Origin of the sequence: Kitasatospora sp. NBC_00458 (genome assembly GCF_036013975.1) — a bacterium.
In the GTDB taxonomy this organism is placed as follows: Bacteria; Actinomycetota; Actinomycetes; order Streptomycetales; family Streptomycetaceae; genus Kitasatospora.
Genome location: NZ_CP107904.1, coordinates 6,145,918 through 6,165,274 on the forward strand (window position 1 = coordinate 6,145,918; position 19,357 = coordinate 6,165,274).

The 19,357-nt window shown below is 69.0% G+C and carries 14 protein-coding genes and 2 rRNA genes; 12 read left to right on the plus strand and 4 right to left on the minus strand.

The genetic code is table 11. The annotated features are described in order from the left end of the window. The first annotated feature begins 542 nt into the window (after nucleotides 1-542). On the plus strand, nucleotides 543-1,418 hold the full coding sequence (locus tag OG550_RS25645) for a hypothetical protein (RefSeq protein WP_327681321.1): 876 nt from the start codon (nucleotides 543-545) through the stop codon (nucleotides 1,416-1,418). A 22-nt stretch (nucleotides 1,419-1,440) separates the two neighbouring features. On the opposite strand, the gene OG550_RS25650 is transcribed toward OG550_RS25645, so the two are convergent. Continuing rightward, nucleotides 1,441-2,763 carry a D-arabinono-1,4-lactone oxidase gene (locus OG550_RS25650; RefSeq protein ID WP_327681323.1) on the minus strand — a complete coding sequence of 441 codons (1,323 nt, stop codon included), beginning with the start codon at nucleotides 2,761-2,763 and terminating at the stop codon, nucleotides 1,441-1,443. A 92-nt stretch (nucleotides 2,764-2,855) separates the two neighbouring features. After that, nucleotides 2,856-4,112 carry an MFS transporter gene (locus OG550_RS25655; protein ID WP_327681325.1) on the minus strand — a complete coding sequence of 419 codons (1,257 nt, stop codon included), beginning with the start codon at nucleotides 4,110-4,112 and terminating at the stop codon, nucleotides 2,856-2,858. Between the two features lie 131 nt (nucleotides 4,113-4,243). Here OG550_RS25655 and OG550_RS25660 point away from each other — a divergent pair, with 131 nt between their 5' ends. Next, nucleotides 4,244-5,386 carry a ferrochelatase gene (locus OG550_RS25660; RefSeq protein WP_327681327.1) on the plus strand — a complete coding sequence of 381 codons (1,143 nt, stop codon included), beginning with the start codon at nucleotides 4,244-4,246 and terminating at the stop codon, nucleotides 5,384-5,386. 20 nt (nucleotides 5,387-5,406) lie between these two features. Next, nucleotides 5,407-6,240 carry an inositol monophosphatase family protein gene (locus OG550_RS25665; protein ID WP_327681329.1) on the plus strand — a complete coding sequence of 278 codons (834 nt, stop codon included), beginning with the start codon at nucleotides 5,407-5,409 and terminating at the stop codon, nucleotides 6,238-6,240. 185 nt (nucleotides 6,241-6,425) lie between these two features. On the opposite strand, the gene OG550_RS25670 is transcribed toward OG550_RS25665, so the two are convergent. Beyond that, nucleotides 6,426-6,611 (minus strand): hypothetical protein, encoded by a 186-nt coding sequence (locus OG550_RS25670; protein ID WP_030301315.1) that lies wholly within the window; start codon nucleotides 6,609-6,611, stop codon nucleotides 6,426-6,428. 451 nt (nucleotides 6,612-7,062) lie between these two features. Here OG550_RS25670 and OG550_RS25675 point away from each other — a divergent pair, with 451 nt between their 5' ends. The 4 genes from OG550_RS25675 (at nucleotide 7,063) to OG550_RS25690 (ending at nucleotide 11,255) form a co-directional block, all read left to right on the plus strand. After that, entirely contained in the window at nucleotides 7,063-7,716 is a 654-nt protein-coding gene (locus OG550_RS25675) for a response regulator transcription factor (protein ID WP_148642660.1), read from the plus strand. Between the two features lie 68 nt (nucleotides 7,717-7,784). Continuing rightward, nucleotides 7,785-9,098, plus strand: a complete 1,314-nt coding sequence (locus OG550_RS25680) for a sensor histidine kinase (protein WP_442906077.1) — start codon at nucleotides 7,785-7,787, stop codon at nucleotides 9,096-9,098. 297 nt (nucleotides 9,099-9,395) lie between these two features. Further along, nucleotides 9,396-10,379, plus strand: coding sequence for an acyl-ACP desaturase (locus OG550_RS25685; RefSeq protein WP_327681333.1), 984 nt, complete (start codon nucleotides 9,396-9,398; stop codon nucleotides 10,377-10,379). Between the two features lie 576 nt (nucleotides 10,380-10,955). Then, nucleotides 10,956-11,255: a DUF4193 domain-containing protein gene (locus OG550_RS25690; RefSeq protein WP_327681335.1), complete on the plus strand. Its 300-nt coding sequence runs from the start codon at nucleotides 10,956-10,958 to the stop codon at nucleotides 11,253-11,255. A 232-nt stretch (nucleotides 11,256-11,487) separates the two neighbouring features. On the opposite strand, the gene OG550_RS25695 is transcribed toward OG550_RS25690, so the two are convergent. Next, nucleotides 11,488-11,937, minus strand: coding sequence for a DUF3093 domain-containing protein (locus tag OG550_RS25695; RefSeq protein WP_327681336.1), 450 nt, complete (start codon nucleotides 11,935-11,937; stop codon nucleotides 11,488-11,490). A 141-nt stretch (nucleotides 11,938-12,078) separates the two neighbouring features. Here OG550_RS25695 and OG550_RS25700 point away from each other — a divergent pair, with 141 nt between their 5' ends. From OG550_RS25700 to OG550_RS25720, 5 genes are all read left to right on the plus strand, one after another. Then, nucleotides 12,079-12,651, plus strand: a complete 573-nt coding sequence (locus tag OG550_RS25700; RefSeq protein ID WP_327684141.1) for a PaaI family thioesterase — start codon at nucleotides 12,079-12,081, stop codon at nucleotides 12,649-12,651. Further along, nucleotides 12,648-13,115 (plus strand): dUTP diphosphatase, encoded by a 468-nt coding sequence (dut, locus tag OG550_RS25705; protein WP_327681338.1) that lies wholly within the window; start codon nucleotides 12,648-12,650, stop codon nucleotides 13,113-13,115. The genes OG550_RS25700 and dut overlap by 4 nt, the downstream gene beginning before the upstream one ends. Nucleotides 13,116-13,184: 69 nt before the next feature. Further along, complete coding sequence (locus tag OG550_RS25710) at nucleotides 13,185-13,988, plus strand: DUF3710 domain-containing protein (RefSeq protein ID WP_327681340.1); 804 nt, start codon at nucleotides 13,185-13,187, stop codon at nucleotides 13,986-13,988. A gap of 415 nt (nucleotides 13,989-14,403) precedes the next feature. After that, nucleotides 14,404-15,927, plus strand: a 16S ribosomal RNA gene (locus OG550_RS25715). A gap of 279 nt (nucleotides 15,928-16,206) precedes the next feature. Beyond that, nucleotides 16,207-19,327: ribosomal RNA gene (locus OG550_RS25720) — 23S ribosomal RNA — on the plus strand. The 16S and 23S rRNA genes sit together here, the layout of an rRNA operon. Nucleotides 19,328-19,357 lie beyond the last annotated feature (30 nt).

Genomic DNA, 19,357 nt, shown 5'->3' on the forward strand with positions numbered 1-19,357 from the left:
CGACGTCGCGCCTGGGTGTCCCGGCCGTCCTCGCACGAGCAGTGACGCGACGGTCCGGGACGGGCGTCGCCGTGCGTGCCTGTTCCGTGGCTCCTTGTCGTTCCGCCCAGTTGATGGGCAGTCGACAAGTCGACCCAAGGCTCAGGCTTTACGAACAGTACTCCATTCGTGGCAACCGCAGGGGCGGCTCGCCGCTCAAGTCTCCCGCGATTCACGGGAATCTCAAGAGCGTGCGACCCCAATGGCCGAGGATCGCCCGGTGAACGGTGATCATCTTCACATATATCTCCCGCGCAGAACCGCATTTTCGACCCTTGTGTCCTTCTTTGGGCAAGATGGAGTGACTTGTTCGAAAGACAGTCGTACTGACCCGAGGGATGTAGATGCCGGAGGAGAGGCCCGCCGAGGAGGGCGGCAAGGAAGGTCGCAGGCGAATTGATCTGAGTGTCGCTCAGGTCGCGGCGAGTGCGCTGGCCACCGTGGTGGGGGCGGTACTCGCGTCCGAACTCGGGGTCTACGGAACCATTCTGGGTGCGGCCGTGGTGAGTATCGGAGCGACCACCGGCGGCGCGCTGTTCCAGCACCTCTTCAAGCGGACCGGCGAGCAGCTGCGCGGGGCGGTGGACCGGACCGCCGCGCCGGGCCATGTGGCGAACGGGCTGCGGCAGGTGCCCGAACCGGGTCCGGCGCCGACGGCCCCCACCGCCCGGCACCCAGGCAGGTACTCCGACCGGCAATCCGACCGGCAATCCGCGGCACCCGCCGCTCCGCCCTCCGCGGAGTGGAGCTCCCCGCAGGTGGTCCGGGCGCGCCGGCGCTGGACCTGGAAGTCGTACGCGACGGTCTCCGCGCTGGTCTTCACGCTCGCGATGGTGCCGATACTGGCCTTCGAGCTGGCCACCGGCCAGCCGGTGTCCGCGACGGTGAAGGGCGGGTCGGGGACCGGCACCTCGCTGGGCGGCACGGTCGACCGGAAGCAGTCCGCCCCGTCGGACGGCGGCTCCCCGGGCGGCGGCCCGTCCTCCGTCCCCTCCTCCGTCCCGTCCCCCGGGGCGGGCGGCGGCGCCGGGTCCTCGCCCTCGGCGGGCGGGGACGGCGGCGCCACGGAGCGTCCGAGTCCGGGGACGACCCCGGGGACGACCCCGGGAGCGAGCCCGGGCGCGGGTGCCGGGGCGGGGAGCGGAAGCGGGTCCCCCGGCGCGGGCCCCGGCCCCGATCCGAGCGGGACCCCGGGGGCGACGCCCTCCGCCCGCCCCTCCGGCGGGCCGTCCGCGCCGTCCGGCGGCGGGTCCTCCGCAGGGCCGTCCGGCGGTGCGAGCCCGAAGCCGTCGGCCCCGGGCACCGCAGTCGCCCCGCCGCCGGCCCCCGTCCCGGCGGCGCCGGAGCAGCAGGGCGAGCAGGGGCAGCCGGGCCGGTAGGGGCGGCGCGCGCGCCGGGCGGCTACGCCCCCAGCACCCGGCGCAGGTAGTCGTTGCCGAACCGGCGCTCCGGGTCGACCTCGTCGCGCAGCGCGGTGAAGTCCGCGAACCGGGGGTAGGCCTCGGCGAGGTACCCGGCGTCCCGGGTGTGCAGCTTGCCCCAGTGCGGCCGCCCCCGGTGGGCGGTCATCAGCTGCTCGACCGCCGTGAAGTAGCCCTGCTCGGCGGTGCCCCGGTAGAGGTGGACGGCGATGTAGGCGGTGTCCCGGCCGTGCGCGGTGGAGAGCCACACGTCGTCGGCGGGCGCGAACCGCACCTCGACCGGGAAGCTGATCCGCCAGTCGGACCGCTCGACCATCGCCTTCAGCTCGCGCAGCACCCCGCCGACCTCCTCGCGCGGCACCGCGTACTCCATCTCGGTGAACCGGACCGTGCGGGGGCTGGTGAACACCCGGTACGCGGCGTCGGTGTAGCTGCGCTCCGACCAGGCGCGGCTCGCCACCGCGGCGATCGTCGGCACGGCGGCCGGGAAGCGGCGGCCGACCCGGCAGGCGCCCTCCCAGACGGTGTTGGAGAGGAAGTCGTCCTCCAGCCACTCCTTGAACCGGGGCAGCGGGGCGGCCGGACCCTGGCTGCGGTTGTTCCGCTTGGTCGAACAGCGGTCGGTGTGCGGGAACCAGTAGAACTCGAAGTGCTCGTTGACGGCGGTCAGGTCGTCCAGCCGCTCCAGCACCTCGTCGAAGCCCATCGGCTGTTCGTGTGCGGTGAGCAGGAAGGCCGGTTCGACCGCGAAGGTGAGGGCGGTGATCACACCGAGGGCGCCGAGGCCGAGCCGGGCGCCCTCGAACAGCCGGGCGTCCTCGGTGGGGGAGCAGCGCCGGACGCTGCCGTCGGCGAGCACGATCTCCAGCCCGCGGACCTGGGCGGCGAGCGAGCCGGAGTCCCGGCCGGTGCCGTGGGTGCCGGTGCCGGTGGCGCCGGCCGCGGTCTGCACCTCGATGTCGCCCATGTTGGTCAGCGAGAGGCCGGCCGCGGCGAGCAGCCGGTTGAGGCGGTGCAGCGGGAGCCCGGCCTCGACGGTGACCGTGCCGTTCTCCCGGTCGACCTCCCGGACGGCGGTCATCGCGTGCGGGCGGACCAGGACGCCGTCCCCGGCGGAGGCGATCGAGGTGAAGGAGTGGCCGGAACCGACCGCCTTGACGGTCCTGCCCTGGTCGGCGGCGCGCAGGATCTCCTTGGCCAGTTCCTCCGCCGTGCCGGGGGTGACCGACCGGGCCGGGTGGGCGCTCTGGTTGCCCGCCCAGTTGGTCCAGCGGGTGCGGGCAGCGGTACTGGCCTGGGGCATTGCGGCGCCTCCTGCTCCGTGGCCGAACGGCGTCGGCGCACCTGGGTCCCTACCCGCGGGTAGGCCGCGGGTAGGGAGGAGGGTAAGTCAGGTCACCGTTCGAGGTCTACGGTCCGGGCGACCGGCGGTTCGGCCTCCTGCGAGGCCAGCCCCGCCCGCAGCCGGCCCAGTCCGGCCAGCGCGGCGACCACGCCGAACGCCCCGGCCGTCAGCGGCACCCAGTACCCGGCGGCCGCCCCCGCCGCGTCGACGACCCAGCCGCCGGCCGAGGAGCCGACCGCCACGCCGAGGGCCAGCCCGGTGGTCGTCCAGGTCATCCCCTCGGTCAGCTTGGCGGCCGGGACCAGCCGCTCCACCAGCGCCATCGCGGTGATCAGCGTCGGGGAGATCGCGATGCCCGCGATCAGCAGCGCGCCGCCGACCGCCACCAGCCCGCCGACCCCGCTCACCGATTCGGCGACCAGCAGGAGCGGAACCATGCTGACCGCCATGAACACGACCCCGCCGAGGAACCGGCCGGCCATCGACCCGGTCAGCTTCAGCGTCCCGAACACCACCCCGGCCAGGCAGGAGCCGAGCGCCCAGAGCGCCAGGATCACACTGGAGACCGCCGTGTGCCCCTGGGCCTTGGCGTAGGCGACGGTGACCACCTCGACCGATCCGAAGATCGCGCCGGTCGCCACGAACGTCATGATCAGCACCTGGAGGCCCCGGTTGAGGATCACCGGTGTGCCGGTGTGCCCGGCGGAGGGGTGGACCGGCGGCTCGGTGCTCCGCTGCGCGGCGAACAGCACCACGCCCACCGTCAGGAAGATCCCGGCGAGCAGCACGCCCGCCTCCGGGAACACGGAGGTGGCCAGCGTCACGGCGAGGATCGGCCCGACGATGAAGCAGACCTCGTCGACCACCGCCTCGAACGAGTAGGCGGTGTGCAGCCTCGGGGCCTGGTCCCGGTACAGGTGCGCCCAGCGGGCCCGCACCATGGCCCCGGCGCTCGGCATCACGCCGATCCCGGCCGCGAAGACGAAGAGCGTCCAGGTCGGCGCCCCCAGCCGCGCGCAGAGCAGCAGCCCGATCGCGGCGGCGACGGTGACCGCGGTGGCGGGGAGCAGGATCCGGCGCTGTCCGTGCCGGTCCACCAACCGGGAGACCTGCGGTCCCAGGACCGCCGCCGACACCGCCATCGTGGCGGACACCAGCCCGGCCACGCCGAAGGAGCCTCTGAGCTCGGAGAGCATGGTGACGATGCCGATGCCCGTCATGGAGATCGGCAGCCGGGCTATGAACCCGGTGGACGAGAAGGCCAGACTGCCGGGTGCGGCGAAGATCTGGCGGTAGCTGGACAGCACGGGAGCTCCGCAGGGGGTAAGGAACGAGGCCGGTCTAGACAGCCTACGAACCTTGGCAAACGGGATTTTTCCGGGCACCCGGTGGCGGCCCCGCCACAGGTGATCCGTCCCGCAGTGGCAGGATCGGTGCCATGTCCGACGCGCGCAACACCTCCCTCACCGGCGCCGCCCCGTACGACGCGCTGCTCCTGCTCTCCTTCGGCGGGCCCGAGGCCCCCGAGGACGTCGTCCCCTTCCTGGAGAACGTCACCCGCGGCCGCGGAATCCCGAAGGAACGCCTGCGGGAGGTGGGCAAGCACTACTTCCTGTTCGGCGGCGTGAGCCCGATCAACGAGCAGAACCGCGAACTGCTGGCCGCGCTGCGCAAGGACTTCGCCGACCACGGCCTCGGCCTGCCGGTCTACTGGGGCAACCGGAACTGGGCGCCCTACCTCCTCGACACCCTGCGCGAGATGGTCACCGACGGCCACCGCAGGATCGCCGTCCTCGCCACCAGCGCCTACGCCGGCTACTCCGGCTGCCGCCAGTACCGGGAGAACCTCGCCGACGCGCTGGCCGCGCTCGCCGCAGAGGGCCTCCCGGTGCCCGCCGTCGACAAACTGCGCCACTTCCACAACCACCCCGGCTTCGTCGAACCGATGGCCGAGGCCACCCTCGCCGCCCTGGCGGCGCTGCCCGAGGACGTCCGCGACGGCGCCCGGCTGGCGTTCACCACCCACTCCATCCCGGACTCCATGGCCGAGACCTCCGGCGCCCCGGACGACCCGGCCCGCGGCCGCCCCGGCGGCGCGTACGTCGCCCAGCACCTGGACGTGGCCCGGCTGATCGTCGCCACCGTCGCCGAGCGCACCGGCGTCCGGGACCGCCCCTGGGAGCTGGTCTTCCAGAGCCGCAGCGGCGCCCCGCACACCCCCTGGCTGGAGCCGGACATCTGCGACCACCTGGAGGCGCAGCACGCCGACGGCGCCCCGGCCGTGGTGATGGTCCCGATCGGCTTCGTCTCCGACCACATGGAGGTCAGGTACGACCTGGACACCGAGGCGGTGGCCAAGGCCGCCGAACTCGGGCTGCCGGTCGCCCGGGCCGCCACCGTCGGCGCCGACCCCCGGTTCACCGCCGCCGTCCGCGAACTCGTCCTGGAGCGCGCCGCCGCCGAGCGCGGCGAGCCGGTGACCCGCTGCGCCCTCGGGGCGCTGGGGCCCGGCCACGACGTCTGCGCGGTCGCCTGCTGCCCCAACCCGCGCGCCCCCCGCCCGGCCGCCGCCGAGCGCTGACCGAATCCGAGGAGACCTTCGTGACCAGCCCCGCCGCGCCCGGCCCCACCGCGCCCGACCCCGCGCTGCTCGACGAGCTGCTCGACGTCGCCCTGGACGCCGCCCGCCGGGCCGGCGCCCTGCTGCTCGACGGCCGCCCCGCCGACCTGGGCGTGGCCGGCACCAAGAGCAGCCCCGTCGACGTGGTCACCGAGATGGACCTGGCCTCCGAGAAGCTGATCCTGGAACTGATCACCGAGCGCCGCCCCGAGGACGGCTACCTCGGCGAGGAGGGTGCCGAGCGGCCCGGAGGCAGCGGGGTCCGCTGGGTCGTCGACCCGCTCGACGGCACCGTGAACTACCTCTACGGACTGCCCTCCTGGGCGGTCAGCGTGGCCGCCGAGCTGGACGGGCGCGCCGTGGTCGGAGTGGTCCTCGCCCCGGCTCGCCGCGAACTGTTCCAGGCGGTCCTCGGCCGCGGCGCGCTGCTGGACGGCACGCCGGTCGGCGCCCGCCCGGCGCCGCCGTGGGGCCAGGCGCTGATCGCCACCGGGTTCAACTACGTCCAGCCCGTGCGGGTCCGACAGGCCGAGGTGCTGCTGGCCCTGATGCCCGAGGTCCGCGACATCCGCCGGGGCGGCGCCGCCGCGGTGGACCTCTGCGACGTCGCCGCGGGCCGGCTGGACGGCTACTACGAGCGCGGGCTGGCCCCGTGGGACCGGGCCGCGGGCTGCCTGATCGCCACCGAGGCCGGCGCCCTGGTGGGCGGCCGTCCGGGCCACGGCCCGGACGGCGCGCTGACCGTGGCCGCCGCGCCCGGCGTCTACGAGCCGCTCCAGGAGCGCCTCGCCGCCCTGCGCGCCTGGGCCGACTGACCGGTCCGCCCCCGACGCCCCGCCCGCCCCCGACGCCCGCCCGGACCGGGCGGGGCACCAGGCTTCGCCGGCCCGCCCCCGGACAGCGAAGAGCCCTGGCATACGGGGGATGCCAGGGCCTGGGTTTTCGCACGACCCCCTCAGGGCCGCTGGTGCCGGAGGACCGGCGTCGGGTCGGGTTACGGTCAGGCGGCGGTGCGGTGGCGTTCCAGCACCGTGTCCACGCCGTGTTCGGCGGCGAGCCGGCGGAGGTCGTCCAGCTCGGACTGTTCCACCTCGGCCAGGAATTCGTCCCCGGCCTCGATCGCGCGGTGCAGGTCCTGCTCGGCGTTGGCGATGCGCTGCAGGATTCCGGCGGTGAAGGCGTCCATACGGGCCCCCTTACTGTGTCGGACGTGCACGGTCGTGCGTCCCCCGCCCCGAGGTCGTGGTGGCCAGCGGAAGCGTCCGAGCCGGGCGGTGAAGATTTCCGGTCGGGCGCGGAGACGGCCCTCGGCCGCTCCCGGTGACGCCCCAGCCCCAGGGCCGGCGCGGATGAACGCACGGCGGGTGGGTGCGATCGGCCTACAGCCAGATCGCGGGTGTGCAGCTGTCCTCCCCGCCCCCGGGGCGGGGAAACCTCCCCGGGCGAGAAAGTTGCCCGCGTCACAGTCCAACCGGACTGGTGGAGACCCGAACCGTCACCGGACCGTTGCCCGGCGTCCGCCCAGCGGTGCCTCCGGGGCAGCTTATCGCTGCTTTACCGCAGGACCAGGCAGGATGGGGGCACCGTCGGAGCCGCGCGTCCGCTTCCGGGGCCGGCCTGGAGAAGGGACAACGACCGTGCGGGTTCTCGTCGTCGAGGACGAGCAGTTGCTCGCCGAGGCAGTCGCCACCGGCCTGCGCCGCGAGGCGATGGCCGTCGACGTGGTGTACGACGGGGAGGCCGCGCTCCAGCGCATCGCGGTCAACGACTACGACGTGGTCGTGCTGGACCGGGACCTTCCGCTGGTCCACGGCGACGACGTCTGCCGCAGCGTCGTCGACCAGGGCCTGGCCACCCGGGTGATCATGCTGACCGCCTCCGGTGACATCAGCGACCGCGTCGAGGGCCTGGAGATCGGTGCGGACGACTACCTCCCGAAGCCGTTCGCCTTCAGCGAGCTCGTCGCCCGGGTCCGGGCCCTCGGCCGCCGCGCCACCGTCCCGCTGCCCCCCGTCCTGGAGCGGGCCGGCATCTCGCTCGACCCCGGCCGCCGCGAAGTGATCCGCGACGGCCGCCCCGTCCAGCTCGCCCCCAAGGAGTTCGCCGTCCTGGAGGTCCTGATGCGGGCCGGCGGCGCCGTCGTCTCCGCCGAGCAGCTGCTGGAGAAGGCCTGGGACGAGCACACGGACCCGTTCACCAACGTCGTCCGCGTCACCGTGATGACGCTGCGCCGCAAGCTCGGCGACCCGCCGGTGATCGTCACCGTGCCGGGCTCCGGCTACCGGATCTGACCGCACCGGCCCCCCGGGGCCGGCCCCATCGCGCCCGCCGCAGCGGCGGACGCCCCGAGAGGACCACCATGACCACCCCGCCCCCGGCCGGCGGGCCCTCCGGCGCGCCCGTCGGCGGGCGCGCCGCAGGACCCCGGCCCGTGCCGCCGAAGCCCGTTCACCCCCCGCGCGCCCCCCGGCTGCACCGCCCCTCGCACGACACCACCTACGTCCCCGGCGACGGCATGCTCGCCTGGATGCCCTTCCGCCCCACCATCCGGATCCGGCTCACCCTGCTCTACGGCGGGATGTTCCTGATGGCCGGCGTGGTCCTGCTGCTGCTCATGTACTTCTTCCTCCGCCAGGCCCTGCACGACGTCGCGCCGCCGCCCTTCATCTTCGAGAAGGGCACCACCGTCAACGGCGTGGTGATGACCCCCGAGCAGTTCAACCAGTTCCTCGCCAACCGGCACCAGACCGCCTCCGACACCGCCCTCAACACGCTGCTGCGCAAGTCCCTCACGGTGCTGGTCTGCCTCGCCGTGATCGCCTTCGCGGCCGGCTACGCGATGGCCGGCCGGGTGCTGCGCCCGCTGGGCCGGATCACCCGCACCGCCCGCGAGGTCGCCACCTCCGACCTGCACCGCCGGATCGAGCTGGACGGGCCGGACGACGAGCTCAAGGAGCTGGCCGACACCTTCGACGACATGCTCGACCGCCTCGACCGCTCCTTCGACTCCCAGCGCCGCTTCGTCGCCAACGCCTCGCACGAGCTGCGCACCCCGCTGGCGATCAACCGCACCCTGCTGGAGGTCCAGCTCTCCGACCCCGGCGCCTCGAACGACCTCCAGCAGCTCGGCAAGACCCTGCTGGCCACCAACGAGCGCAGCGAACAGCTGGTGGAGGGCCTGCTGCTGCTCGCCCGCAGCGACAACGAGCTGACCGACCGCCGCCCGGTGGAGTTCTCCGAGGTGGCCACCCGCGCCCTGGAGCAGACCCGGGCCGAGGCCGTCAACCGCGAGGTCGAGCTGCGCGCGACGCTCCACCCGGCGACGGTCGCCGGCAACGGGGTGCTGCTGGAGCGGATCGCGCTCAACCTGCTGCAGAACGCCGTCCGCTACAACACGGCCGGCGGGTGGGTGGAGATCACCACCGCCCCGGTGCCCGGCGGGGGCGAGCTGGTCGTCTCCAACACCGGCCCGGTGGTCCCCGGGTACGAGCTGGAGCACATCTTCGAGCCGTTCCGCCGGGTGAAGGGCGCCGACCGGACCCGCAGCGACAAGGGAGTGGGCCTCGGCCTCTCGATCGTCCGCTCGGTGGTCCGTGCCCACCACGGCACCATCGAGGCCACCCCGCGCTCCGGCGGCGGCCTCACGATGCGCGTGCGCATCCCCGGGATCTGAGCCGCGTCCCTGGGCCCGCCGGGAGTCGCCGCGGGCCCTCCTGCCCCCGCCAGGGGCCGTCACGACCCCCTCGGGGCCCGTCCCCGCCGTCCCGTCGGCGGAGCTCCGTGCGCCGACCGTTCCGAGCCGCCCCCGTCAGGCCTGTCAAAAAGACATAAGGCCTGGCGGGGGCGGCTTGTCTTTTGCGGCCCGAGCAACTTACGGTGTCGTAACCTACGCAACCGTAAGTGCGTAGCCGACGTGCCCGTCCCAACGCGCCCGTCCCGCGCGTGCCCGTCCCCCCCAGGAGCCAGACTCGTGACCATCGCCCCCGTGCAGCGCAGCGCCTCGCTCGGTTCGAGCACCTGGACCGACGCCCGGCTGATCCTGGCCCTCGAAGAGGTCGTGGAGAAGGAGCTCGACCGCCACCTGAAGGTCGCCAAGGAGTGGATGCCGCACGAGTTCGTCCCGTGGAGCCAGGGCCGCGACTTCGACGGCGTCCTCGGCGGCGAGGCGTGGGAGCTCGGGCAGTCCAAGGTGACCCCGCTCGGCCGGGTCTCGCTGGTGGTCAACCTGCTCACCGAGGACAACCTCCCGAGCTACCACCACGAGATCGCGACCATGTTCGGCCGCGAGGGCGCCTGGGGCACCTGGGTGCACCGCTGGACCGCGGAGGAGGGCCGGCACGGCATAGCCATTCGCGACTACCTGCTCACCACCCGGGCCGTCGACCCGGTCGAGCTGGAGCGGGCCCGGATGGCGCACATGTCGGAGGGCTTCGAGTCCGACAACGCGCACAGCATGCTGCAGTCGGTCGCCTACGTGGCCTTCCAGGAGCTCGCGACCCGCATCTCGCACCGCAACACCGGCCACTTCGCCGGCGACCCGCTCTGCGACCAGCTGCTCGCGAAGATCGCCAACGACGAGAACCTGCACATGGTCTTCTACCGGAACCTGCTGAAGGCCGCCCTGGAGATCGCCCCGGACCAGGCCATGCGGGCCATCGCCGACGTGGTGACCGACTTCCGGATGCCCGGCCACGGCATCCCCGGCTTCGAGCGGGCCGCCGCCCAGATCGCCATCGGCGGCGTCTACAACCTGCGCATCCACCACGACGACGTGCTGCAGCCGGTGCTGCGCCACCTCAGGGTGATGGAGATCGACGGCCTCGGCCCGGAGGGCGCGCGGGCCCAGGAGGAGCTCGGCCTCTTCCTCGCCGGGCTGGACGCCCAGGCGACCAAGTTCGACGAGCGGCAGGCCGCGCTGCTGGCCCGCCGGGCGGCCCGCCAGGCGGCGAAGTAGCCCGGGGCACCGGAGGCGGCGGACAGCGCGCCGGACGGAACGGCGGGCGGCCCCGGGGCCGCCCGCCGACCGGTGTGCCGGACACGAACCCCGGGCACCGGAGGGTCACGGAGCGAAGCGCTCCGGTTGGGCGGATTTCCCATGTTTTGCCCGGGAAGATTCAGAACGTGAGCAAGGTCACACCGTGTCGCTCCGCGATGCGGCCCGACCTCGGAGCGTGATCATGACCGCGCGGTCGATGATCGCCGTCCGTGATCGGATCGATGATCGACTCCGCTGCGGAGGATTGACCCCCTTCCCTGGTGGGCAAGGGAATCGGCGGGTGCCCCGCGGGATGCCGATCACTCTCCGTGTTCTTCGCGCGGGCGCCCGGGCGGCGCGGCGATGGCCCAGCGTGAGGCCCCCGACATCCGAGTCGATCACCCCAACGGACCCCCGGCTGAGTGTCGATTGAGTAACGGGGCTTGAAGTAAGGCAAAATCTCCGCCTCGGGTCGGGCACAAGACCGACCCCCCATGCGTTACGTGCGCTGGAGATACCGCACACACCGCACAACCCGGAGGGGGAGAGCGAAATATGGCTACCGACTACGACACCCCACGCAAGACCGATGACGAGCTCAACGAGGACAGCATCGAGGAGCTCAAGGCTCGGCGGAACGACAAGGGCGGAAGCTCTGTCGACGTCGACGAGTTCGAAGCCGCCGAGGGCATGGAGCTCCCCGGCGCGGACCTCTCGAACGAGGAGCTGTCCGTCCGCGTGCTTCCCCGGCAGGCCGACGAGTTCACCTGCATGAGCTGCTTCCTGGTCCACCACCGCAGCCAGCTGTACAGCGAGAAGAACGGCAACCCGATCTGCCGGGACTGCGGCGCCTGAGGACCAGGGCGGCCATGACTCGGACCTCGCCGTTCGGGCGAGACCGGTACAACGCCCCTTCCGGCCCCGGGCAGCGGGGCCGGACGGCAGCACCGGCGGCCGCCAAGGTGGCTGCACCAGTCATACGGTCATACGGAGATACAGAGGGACGGTCCCGCGAAGGCGGAACCGTCCCTCTCCGTTTTCCGTCGTCCCCGCCCGGTGGGGTCCACCGGGCGGCGGGCCCGCCCGGTCAGGCGCGGGCGCCCCGGCGCGCCTCCTCCAGGGCCTCGGCGAGCTTCATCGGCGAGCGGGTCGACAGATAGAGGTACGGCGTCGGGTCGGCCGGGTCGGTCACCTCGACCCGCAGCGCCGTCGGGACGTAGCTGCGCAGCAGCATGAAGGCCCGCGGGTCGGACTTCGGCCCGCGCCAGGCCACGGCCTCGGCCGGGCTGAGCGGGTGCGCGGTGCCGAGGGCGTCCACCGGGATCCGGGCCGGTCCGGCCACCAGGGACCCCTGGACCACCCGGATCCGGGCCGAGCCGTAACTGCTGACCGCGGCCGCACCGGCGGCGATGCCGACCACCAGTCCGACCAGCGCGCCCACCGCGCTGAGACGCAGCAGGATCAGCGCGAGCGTGAGGCCGATCGCGACCGGGAACAACCACCAGGAGCGCGGCGCGGTGAGGCGTTCGTCGTACATGCCCCCATTGTGGGCGCCGTTACGGCCGGCCGGGGACGGCACCCCCGGTCCCCGCCCGGCTACCGCTCGGTAGGGTGGGGCGCCGTGACCGGTTCGATAGCCCCCACCTCCCCGTCCACCGCGCCGGCGCCGGCCAAGCCGCTGTCGCCGACCACGCCCCCGCCGGAGGCCGTCCTCCCGCCGCGAGCCCCGGAGGCCCCCGCCCCCGGCACCCGGATCGGCTCGCACTACGAGCACTGCTTCGCCTGCGGCCCGCAGCACCCCTCGGGCCTGCGGATCGACGCGGTGGCCGGCGAGGGCCTCGACGTCTCCGCCGAGTTCACCGTCCGCTCCGAGCACCAGGGCGGTCCCGGCCTGGCCCACGGCGGCCTGCTGACCACGGCCATGGACGAGATCCTCGGCACGCTCAACTGGCTGCTGCACGCCCCCGGCGTCACCGGCCGGCTGGAGACCGACTTCCTCGCCCCGGTACCGGTGGACACCCTGCTGCACCTGCGCGCCTGGGTCACCGGTGTGCACGGCCGGAAGGTCTACGGCGCCGCCGAAGCCCGGATCGGCGGGCCGGACGGGCAGGTCGCGGTGCGTGCGCAGGCACTCTTCATCCAGGTGAAGCTGGAACACTTCACCAAGCACGGTCGTCCGGAGGACATCGAGAAGGTCCTCGACGACCCCGACCTGATGAAGCGCGCCCGAGCCTTTGAGGTGAACCCTTGAGCAGCACCCCCCGCCCGCCCCTGGACGTCCTGATCCGGCGGATCGACCCCGAGCTGCCGCTGCCCGCGTACGCGCAGCCCGGCGACGCGGGGGCCGACCTGCGGACCACCGTCGACGCCGAGCTGGCCCCCGGCGAGCGGGCCGTCCTTCCCACCGGCGTCGCCATTGCGCTGCCCGACGGTTACGCGGCGTTCGTCCACCCCCGGTCCGGTCTGGCAGCTCGTTGCGGTGTTGCTCTGGTGAACGCCCCAGGGACGGTCGATGCCGGGTACCGTGGAGAGATCAAGGTGATCGTCGTCAATCTGGACCCGCGCGAGGGGGTCAGCTTCCGCCGAGGGGACCGGATCGCCCAGCTGGTCATCCAGCAGGTCGAGAAGGCCCGCTTCCACGAGGTGGCCGAGCTGCCGGGGTCGGCACGCGCCGAGGGCGGGTTCGGGTCGACCGGCGGGCACGCCGCGGTCTAGGCTGCCCGCGGCCTCGTAGGAAGCCGAGCAGGTATTCGCATCGGTCTTGGACCGGGAAGGACAGTGACCGTGTTCCGTCGTCGCCAGAAGAGCGAGGACGCTGTCGAGCAGCTCGCCGACGACGCCATCAGCGCCGACGAGACGGCCGATGACGTCGAAGGTTCCGCCGAGAGCGAGAACGTGACCGACCTGGACCCGACGGACCGCGTCGGGCTGCCGCCGGCCCCGCGTCCGGACGGGCCGTGGGACCACTCCGAGCTGGAGAATCCCGAGGAGGGCCGGGTCGACCTCGGGGGCCTGCTGGTTCCCGGCGTCGAGGGCATGGAGCTCCGGGTCGAGGTGGCCGGCGAGTCGATCGTCGCCGCCACGCTGGTCCTCGGCAACAGCGCCATCCAGCTGCAGGCCTTCGCGGCCCCCAAGTCCGAGGGCATCTGGGGGGAGGTCCGCGAGGAGATCGCCAACGGCATCACCTCGCAGGGCGGCGTGGTCGAGGAGGAGGAGGGCCCGCTGGGCTGGCACCTCCGTGCACAGGTCCCCGTTCAGCTGCCGGACGGTACGCAGGGCGTCCAGCTGGTGCGCTTCGTCGGTTGCGACGGACCGCGCTGGTTCCTCCGTGGCGTGATCTCCGGCCAGGCCGCGGTGCAGCCCGAGGTCGGCACCATCCTGGAGCAGGTCTTCCGGCAGACGGTCGTCGTCCGCGGTGAGAGCCCGATGGCGCCCCGCGACCCGATCGTGCTGAAGCTCCCCGAGGACGCGCAGATGGTCGCCGACGGCGGCGGCGCGGTCGCGGCCTCCGGCGAGGGCGACAGCCGGTTCGGCAGTGCGGCGCTCGACCCGTTCGCCCGCGGCCCGGAGATCACCGAGGTCCGCTGAGCACGCCGATCGCCCTCGTCCGGACCGCCGGGCGGGGGCGATTTGCATGTGGCGGGTGGATCCCCGTACAGTTCCGGAGTCGCCGCGAGAGAGCGGGGGCAAGGTGGAAAGCGAATCCGATGAATGAAACTCCGGAAAACGGGGCGGAAAACGTCTGATAAGCTTGAAACACGAAAGAACGAAGCGCCCGGAGGGCCGGTGTGAAAGCCGCCTGAAGGAAGTGTCCGTTCCTTGAGAACTCAACAGCGTGCCAAAAGTCAACGCCAGATATGTTGACATCCCCGGCCTCAGATCATCTGGGGTTGGAGATTCCTTTTGAAGTAAAACACTAGCGAGGACGCAGTGCGCGGGATCACCCTATTCCGGTGGTTGCCGTGCCGCTCAACGCGGGTGTCGACCGGATTACCGGTAAACATTCACGGAGAGTTTGATCCTGGCTCAGGACGAACGCTGGCGGCGTGCTTAACACATGCAAGTCGAACGGTGAAGCCCTTCGGGGTGGATCAGTGGCGAACGGGTGAGTAACACGTGGGCAATCTGCCCTGCACTCTGGGACAAGCCCTGGAAACGGGGTCTAATACCGGATATGACCTTCCTCCGCATGGGGGTTGGTGGAAAGCTCCGGCGGTGCAGGATGAGCCCGCGGCCTATCAGCTTGTTGGTGGGGTAATGGCCTACCAAGGCGACGACGGGTAGCCGGCCTGAGAGGGCGACCGGCCACACTGGGACTGAGACACGGCCCAGACTCCTACGGGAGGCAGCAGTGGGGAATATTGCACAATGGGCGAAAGCCTGATGCAGCGACGCCGCGTGAGGGATGACGGCCTTCGGGTTGTAAACCTCTTTCAGCAGGGAAGAAGCGCAAGTGACGGTACCTGCAGAAGAAGCACCGGCTAACTACGTGCCAGCAGCCGCGGTAATACGTAGGGTGCGAGCGTTGTCCGGAATTATTGGGCGTAAAGAGCTCGTAGGCGGCCTGTCGCGTCGGATGTGAAAGCCCGGGGCTTAACCCCGGGTCTGCATTCGATACGGGCAGGCTAGAGTGTGGTAGGGGAGATCGGAATTCCTGGTGTAGCGGTGAAATGCGCAGATATCAGGAGGAACACCGGTGGCGAAGGCGGATCTCTGGGCCATTACTGACGCTGAGGAGCGAAAGCGTGGGGAGCGAACAGGATTAGATACCCTGGTAGTCCACGCCGTAAACGTTGGGAACTAGGTGTTGGCGACATTCCACGTCGTCGGTGCCGCAGCTAACGCATTAAGTTCCCCGCCTGGGGAGTACGGCCGCAAGGCTAAAACTCAAAGGAATTGACGGGGGCCCGCACAAGCAGCGGAGCATGTGGCTTAATTCGACGCAACGCGAAGAACCTTACCAAGGCTTGACATATGCCGGAAACATCCAGAGATGGGTGCCCCCTTGTGGTCGGTATACAGGTGGTGCATGGTTGTCGTCAGCTCGTGTCGTGAGATGTTGGGTTAAGTCCCGCAACGAGCGCAACCCTTGTTCTGTGTTGCCAGCATGCCTTTCGGGGTGATGGGGACTCACAGGAGACTGCCGGGGTCAACTCGGAGGAAGGTGGGGACGACGTCAAATCATCATGCCCCTTATGTCTTGGGCTGCACACGTGCTACAATGGTCGGTACAAAGGGCTGCGATGCCGCGAGGCGGAGCGAATCCCAAAAAGCCGGCCTCAGTTCGGATTGGGGTCTGCAACTCGACCCCATGAAGTTGGAGTTGCTAGTAATCGCAGATCAGCATGCTGCGGTGAATACGTTCCCGGGCCTTGTACACACCGCCCGTCACGTCACGAAAGTCGGTAACACCCGAAGCCGGTGGCCTAACCCGTAAGGGGAGGAGCCGTCGAAGGTGGGACCAGCGATTGGGACGAAGTCGTAACAAGGTAGCCGTACCGGAAGGTGCGGCTGGATCACCTCCTTTCTAAGGAGCACATAGCCGCTTGCAGGCGAATGTCCTGCACGGTTGCTCATGGGTGGAACGTTGACTATTCGGCACGGTTGGGACTGAGTCTCTTAGTACTGCTTCGGCGTGGAAGAGAGTCTTGGTCTGGATCGTGTCGGGCACGTTGTTGGGTCCTGAGGGAACGGCCGTATGGTCGTTGCTTCAGTGATGCCGGTCCCATGCGAGGCGGTCTTCGGGTCGTTGAGTGTGGGTGTCTGGTCGTTGTTTGAGAACTGCACAGTGGACGCGAGCATCTGTGGCCAAGTTTTTAAGGGCGCACGGTGGATGCCTTGGCACCAGGAACCGATGAAGGACGTGGGAGGCCACGATAGTCCCCGGGGAGCCGTCAACCAGGCTTTGATCCGGGGGTTTCCGAATGGGGAAACCCGGCAGTCGTCATGGGCTGTCACCCATACCTGAACACATAGGGTATGTGGAGGGAACGCGGGGAAGTGAAACATCTCAGTACCCGCAGGAAGAGAAAACAACCGTGATTCCGGGAGTAGTGGCGAGCGAAACCGGATGAGGCTAAACCGTATTGGTGTGAGACCCGGCAGGGGTTGCCGATACGGGGTCGTGGGATTTTTCTTGACCGGTCTGCCGGCCGGTCGGCGAGTCAGAAACCGTATGGATAGTCGAAGGACATGCGAAAGGTCCGGCGTAGAGGGTAAGACCCCCGTAGGCGAAATCTGTACGGCTCGTTTGAAGAACTCCCAAGTAGCACGGGGCCCGAGAAATCCCGTGTGAATCTGGCGGGACCACCCGCTAAGCCTAAATATTCCCTGGTGACCGATAGCGGATAGTACCGTGAGGGAATGGTGAAAAGTACCGCGGGAGCGGAGTGAAATAGTACCTGAAACCGTGTGCCTACAAGCCGTGGGAGCGTCGTTCACGTTTTCGGACGTGGGCCGTGACTGCGTGCCTTTTGAAGAATGAGCCTGCGAGTTTGCGGTGTGTAGCGAGGTTAACCCGTGTGGGGTAGCCGTAGCGAAAGCGAGTCCGAATAGGGCGGTTGAGTTGCATGCCCAAGACCCGAAGCGGAGTGATCTAGCCATGGGCAGGTTGAAGCGGAGGTAAGACTTCGTGGAGGACCGAACCCACCAGGGTTGAAAACCTGGGGGATGACCTGTGGTTAGGGGTGAAAGGCCAATCAAACTCCGTGATAGCTGGTTCTCCCCGAAATGCATTTAGGTGCAGCGTCACGTGTTTCTTGCCGGAGGTAGAGCACTGGATAGGCGATGGGCCTCACCGGGTTACTGACCTTAGCCAAACTCCGAATGCCGGTAAGTGAGAGCGTGGCAGTGAGACTGTGGGGGATAAGCTCCATGGTCGAGAGGGAAACAGCCCAGAACACCGACTAAGGTCCCTAAGCGTGTGCTAAGTGGGAAAGGATGTGGAGTCGCAGAGACAACCAGGAGGTTGGCTTAGAAGCAGCCACCCTTGAAAGAGTGCGTAATAGCTCACTGGTCAAGTGATTCCGCGCCGACAATGTAGCGGGGCTCAAGCACATCACCGAAGTCGTGTCATTGCAGCATATAGGGCCAACGCCTGCTGTGATGGGTAGGGGAGCGTCGTGTGCCGGGTGAAGCGGCGGTGGAAACCAGTCGTGGACGGTACACGAGTGAGAATGCAGGCATGAGTAGCGATACAAGAGTGAGAAACTCTTGCGCCGATTGACCAAGGGTTCCTGGGTCAAGCTGATCTGCCCAGGGTAAGTCGGGACCTAAGGCGAGGCCGACAGGCGTAGTCGATGGACAACGGGTTGATATTCCCGTACCCGCTTTGAAGCGCCAACGCTGAACCAGGTGATGCTAAAGCCGTGAAGCCGGCCCGGAGTCTTCGGACAAAGGGACGTGGTGGAGCCGCTGAACCAAGTCTGTATTAGGTGAGCGATGGGGTGACGCAGGAAGGTAGTCCAGCCCGGGCGGTGGTTGTCCCGGGGTAAGGGTGTAGGCCGAGTGATAGGCAAATCCGTCACTCATTGAGGCTGAGACCTGATGCCGAGCCGATTGTGGTGAAGTGGATGATCCTATGCTGTCGAGAAAAGCCTCTAGCGAGTTTCATGGCGGCCCGTACCCCAAACCGACTCAGGTGGTCAGGTAGAGAATACCGAGGCGTTCGGGTGAACTATGGTTAAGGAACTCGGCAAAATGCCCCCGTAACTTCGGGAGAAGGGGGGCCATTCCTGGTGACGGCACTTGCTGCCAGAGCTGGGGGTGGCCGCAGAGACCAGCGAGAAGCGACTGTTTACTAAAAACACAGGTCCGTGCGAAGCCGTAAGGCGATGTATACGGACTGACGCCTGCCCGGTGCTGGAACGTTAAGGGGACCGGTTAGCTTGGATTCGTCCAGGCGAAGCTGAGAACTTAAGCGCCAGTAAACGGCGGTGGTAACTATAACCATCCTAAGGTAGCGAAATTCCTTGTCGGGTAAGTTCCGACCTGCACGAATGGCGTAACGACTTCTCGACTGTCTCAACCATAGGCCCGGTGAAATTGCATTACGAGTAAAGATGCTCGTTTCGCGCAGCAGGACGGAAAGACCCCGGGACCTTTACTATAGCTTGATATTGGTGTTCGGTTCGGCTTGTGTAGGATAGGTGGGAGACTTTGAAGCAGCAACGCCAGTTGTTGTGGAGTCGTCGTTGAAATACCACTCTGGTCGTGCTGGATGTCTAACCTGGGTCCGTGATCCGGATCAGGGACAGTGTCTGGTGGGTAGTTTAACTGGGGCGGTTGCCTCCTAAAGAGTAACGGAGGCGCCCAAAGGTTCCCTCAGCCTGGTTGGCAATCAGGTGTTGAGTGTAAGTGCACAAGGGAGCTTGACTGTGAGACTGACGGGTCGAGCAGGGACGAAAGTCGGGACTAGTGATCCGGCGGTGGCTTGTGGAAGCGCCGTCGCTCAACGGATAAAAGGTACCCCGGGGATAACAGGCTGATCTTCCCCAAGAGTCCATATCGACGGGATGGTTTGGCACCTCGATGTCGGCTCGTCGCATCCTGGGGCTGGAGTAGGTCCCAAGGGTTGGGCTGTTCGCCCATTAAAGCGGTACGCGAGCTGGGTTTAGAACGTCGTGAGACAGTTCGGTCCCTATCCGCTGTGCGCGTAGGAGTGTTGAGAAGGGCTGTCCCTAGTACGAGAGGACCGGGACGGACGAACCTCTGGTGTGCCAGTTGTCCTGCCAAGGGCATGGCTGGTTGGCTACGTTCGGGAGGGATAACCGCTGAAAGCATCTAAGCGGGAAGCCTGCTTCGAGATGAGCACTCCCACCTCCTTGAGAGGGTAAGGCTCCCAGTAGACGACTGGGTTGATAGGCCGGATATGGAAGCCCTGTAAGGGGTGGAGTTGACCGGTACTAATAGGCCGAGGGCTTGTCCTCAGTTGCTCGCGTCCACTGTGTTGTTCTGAA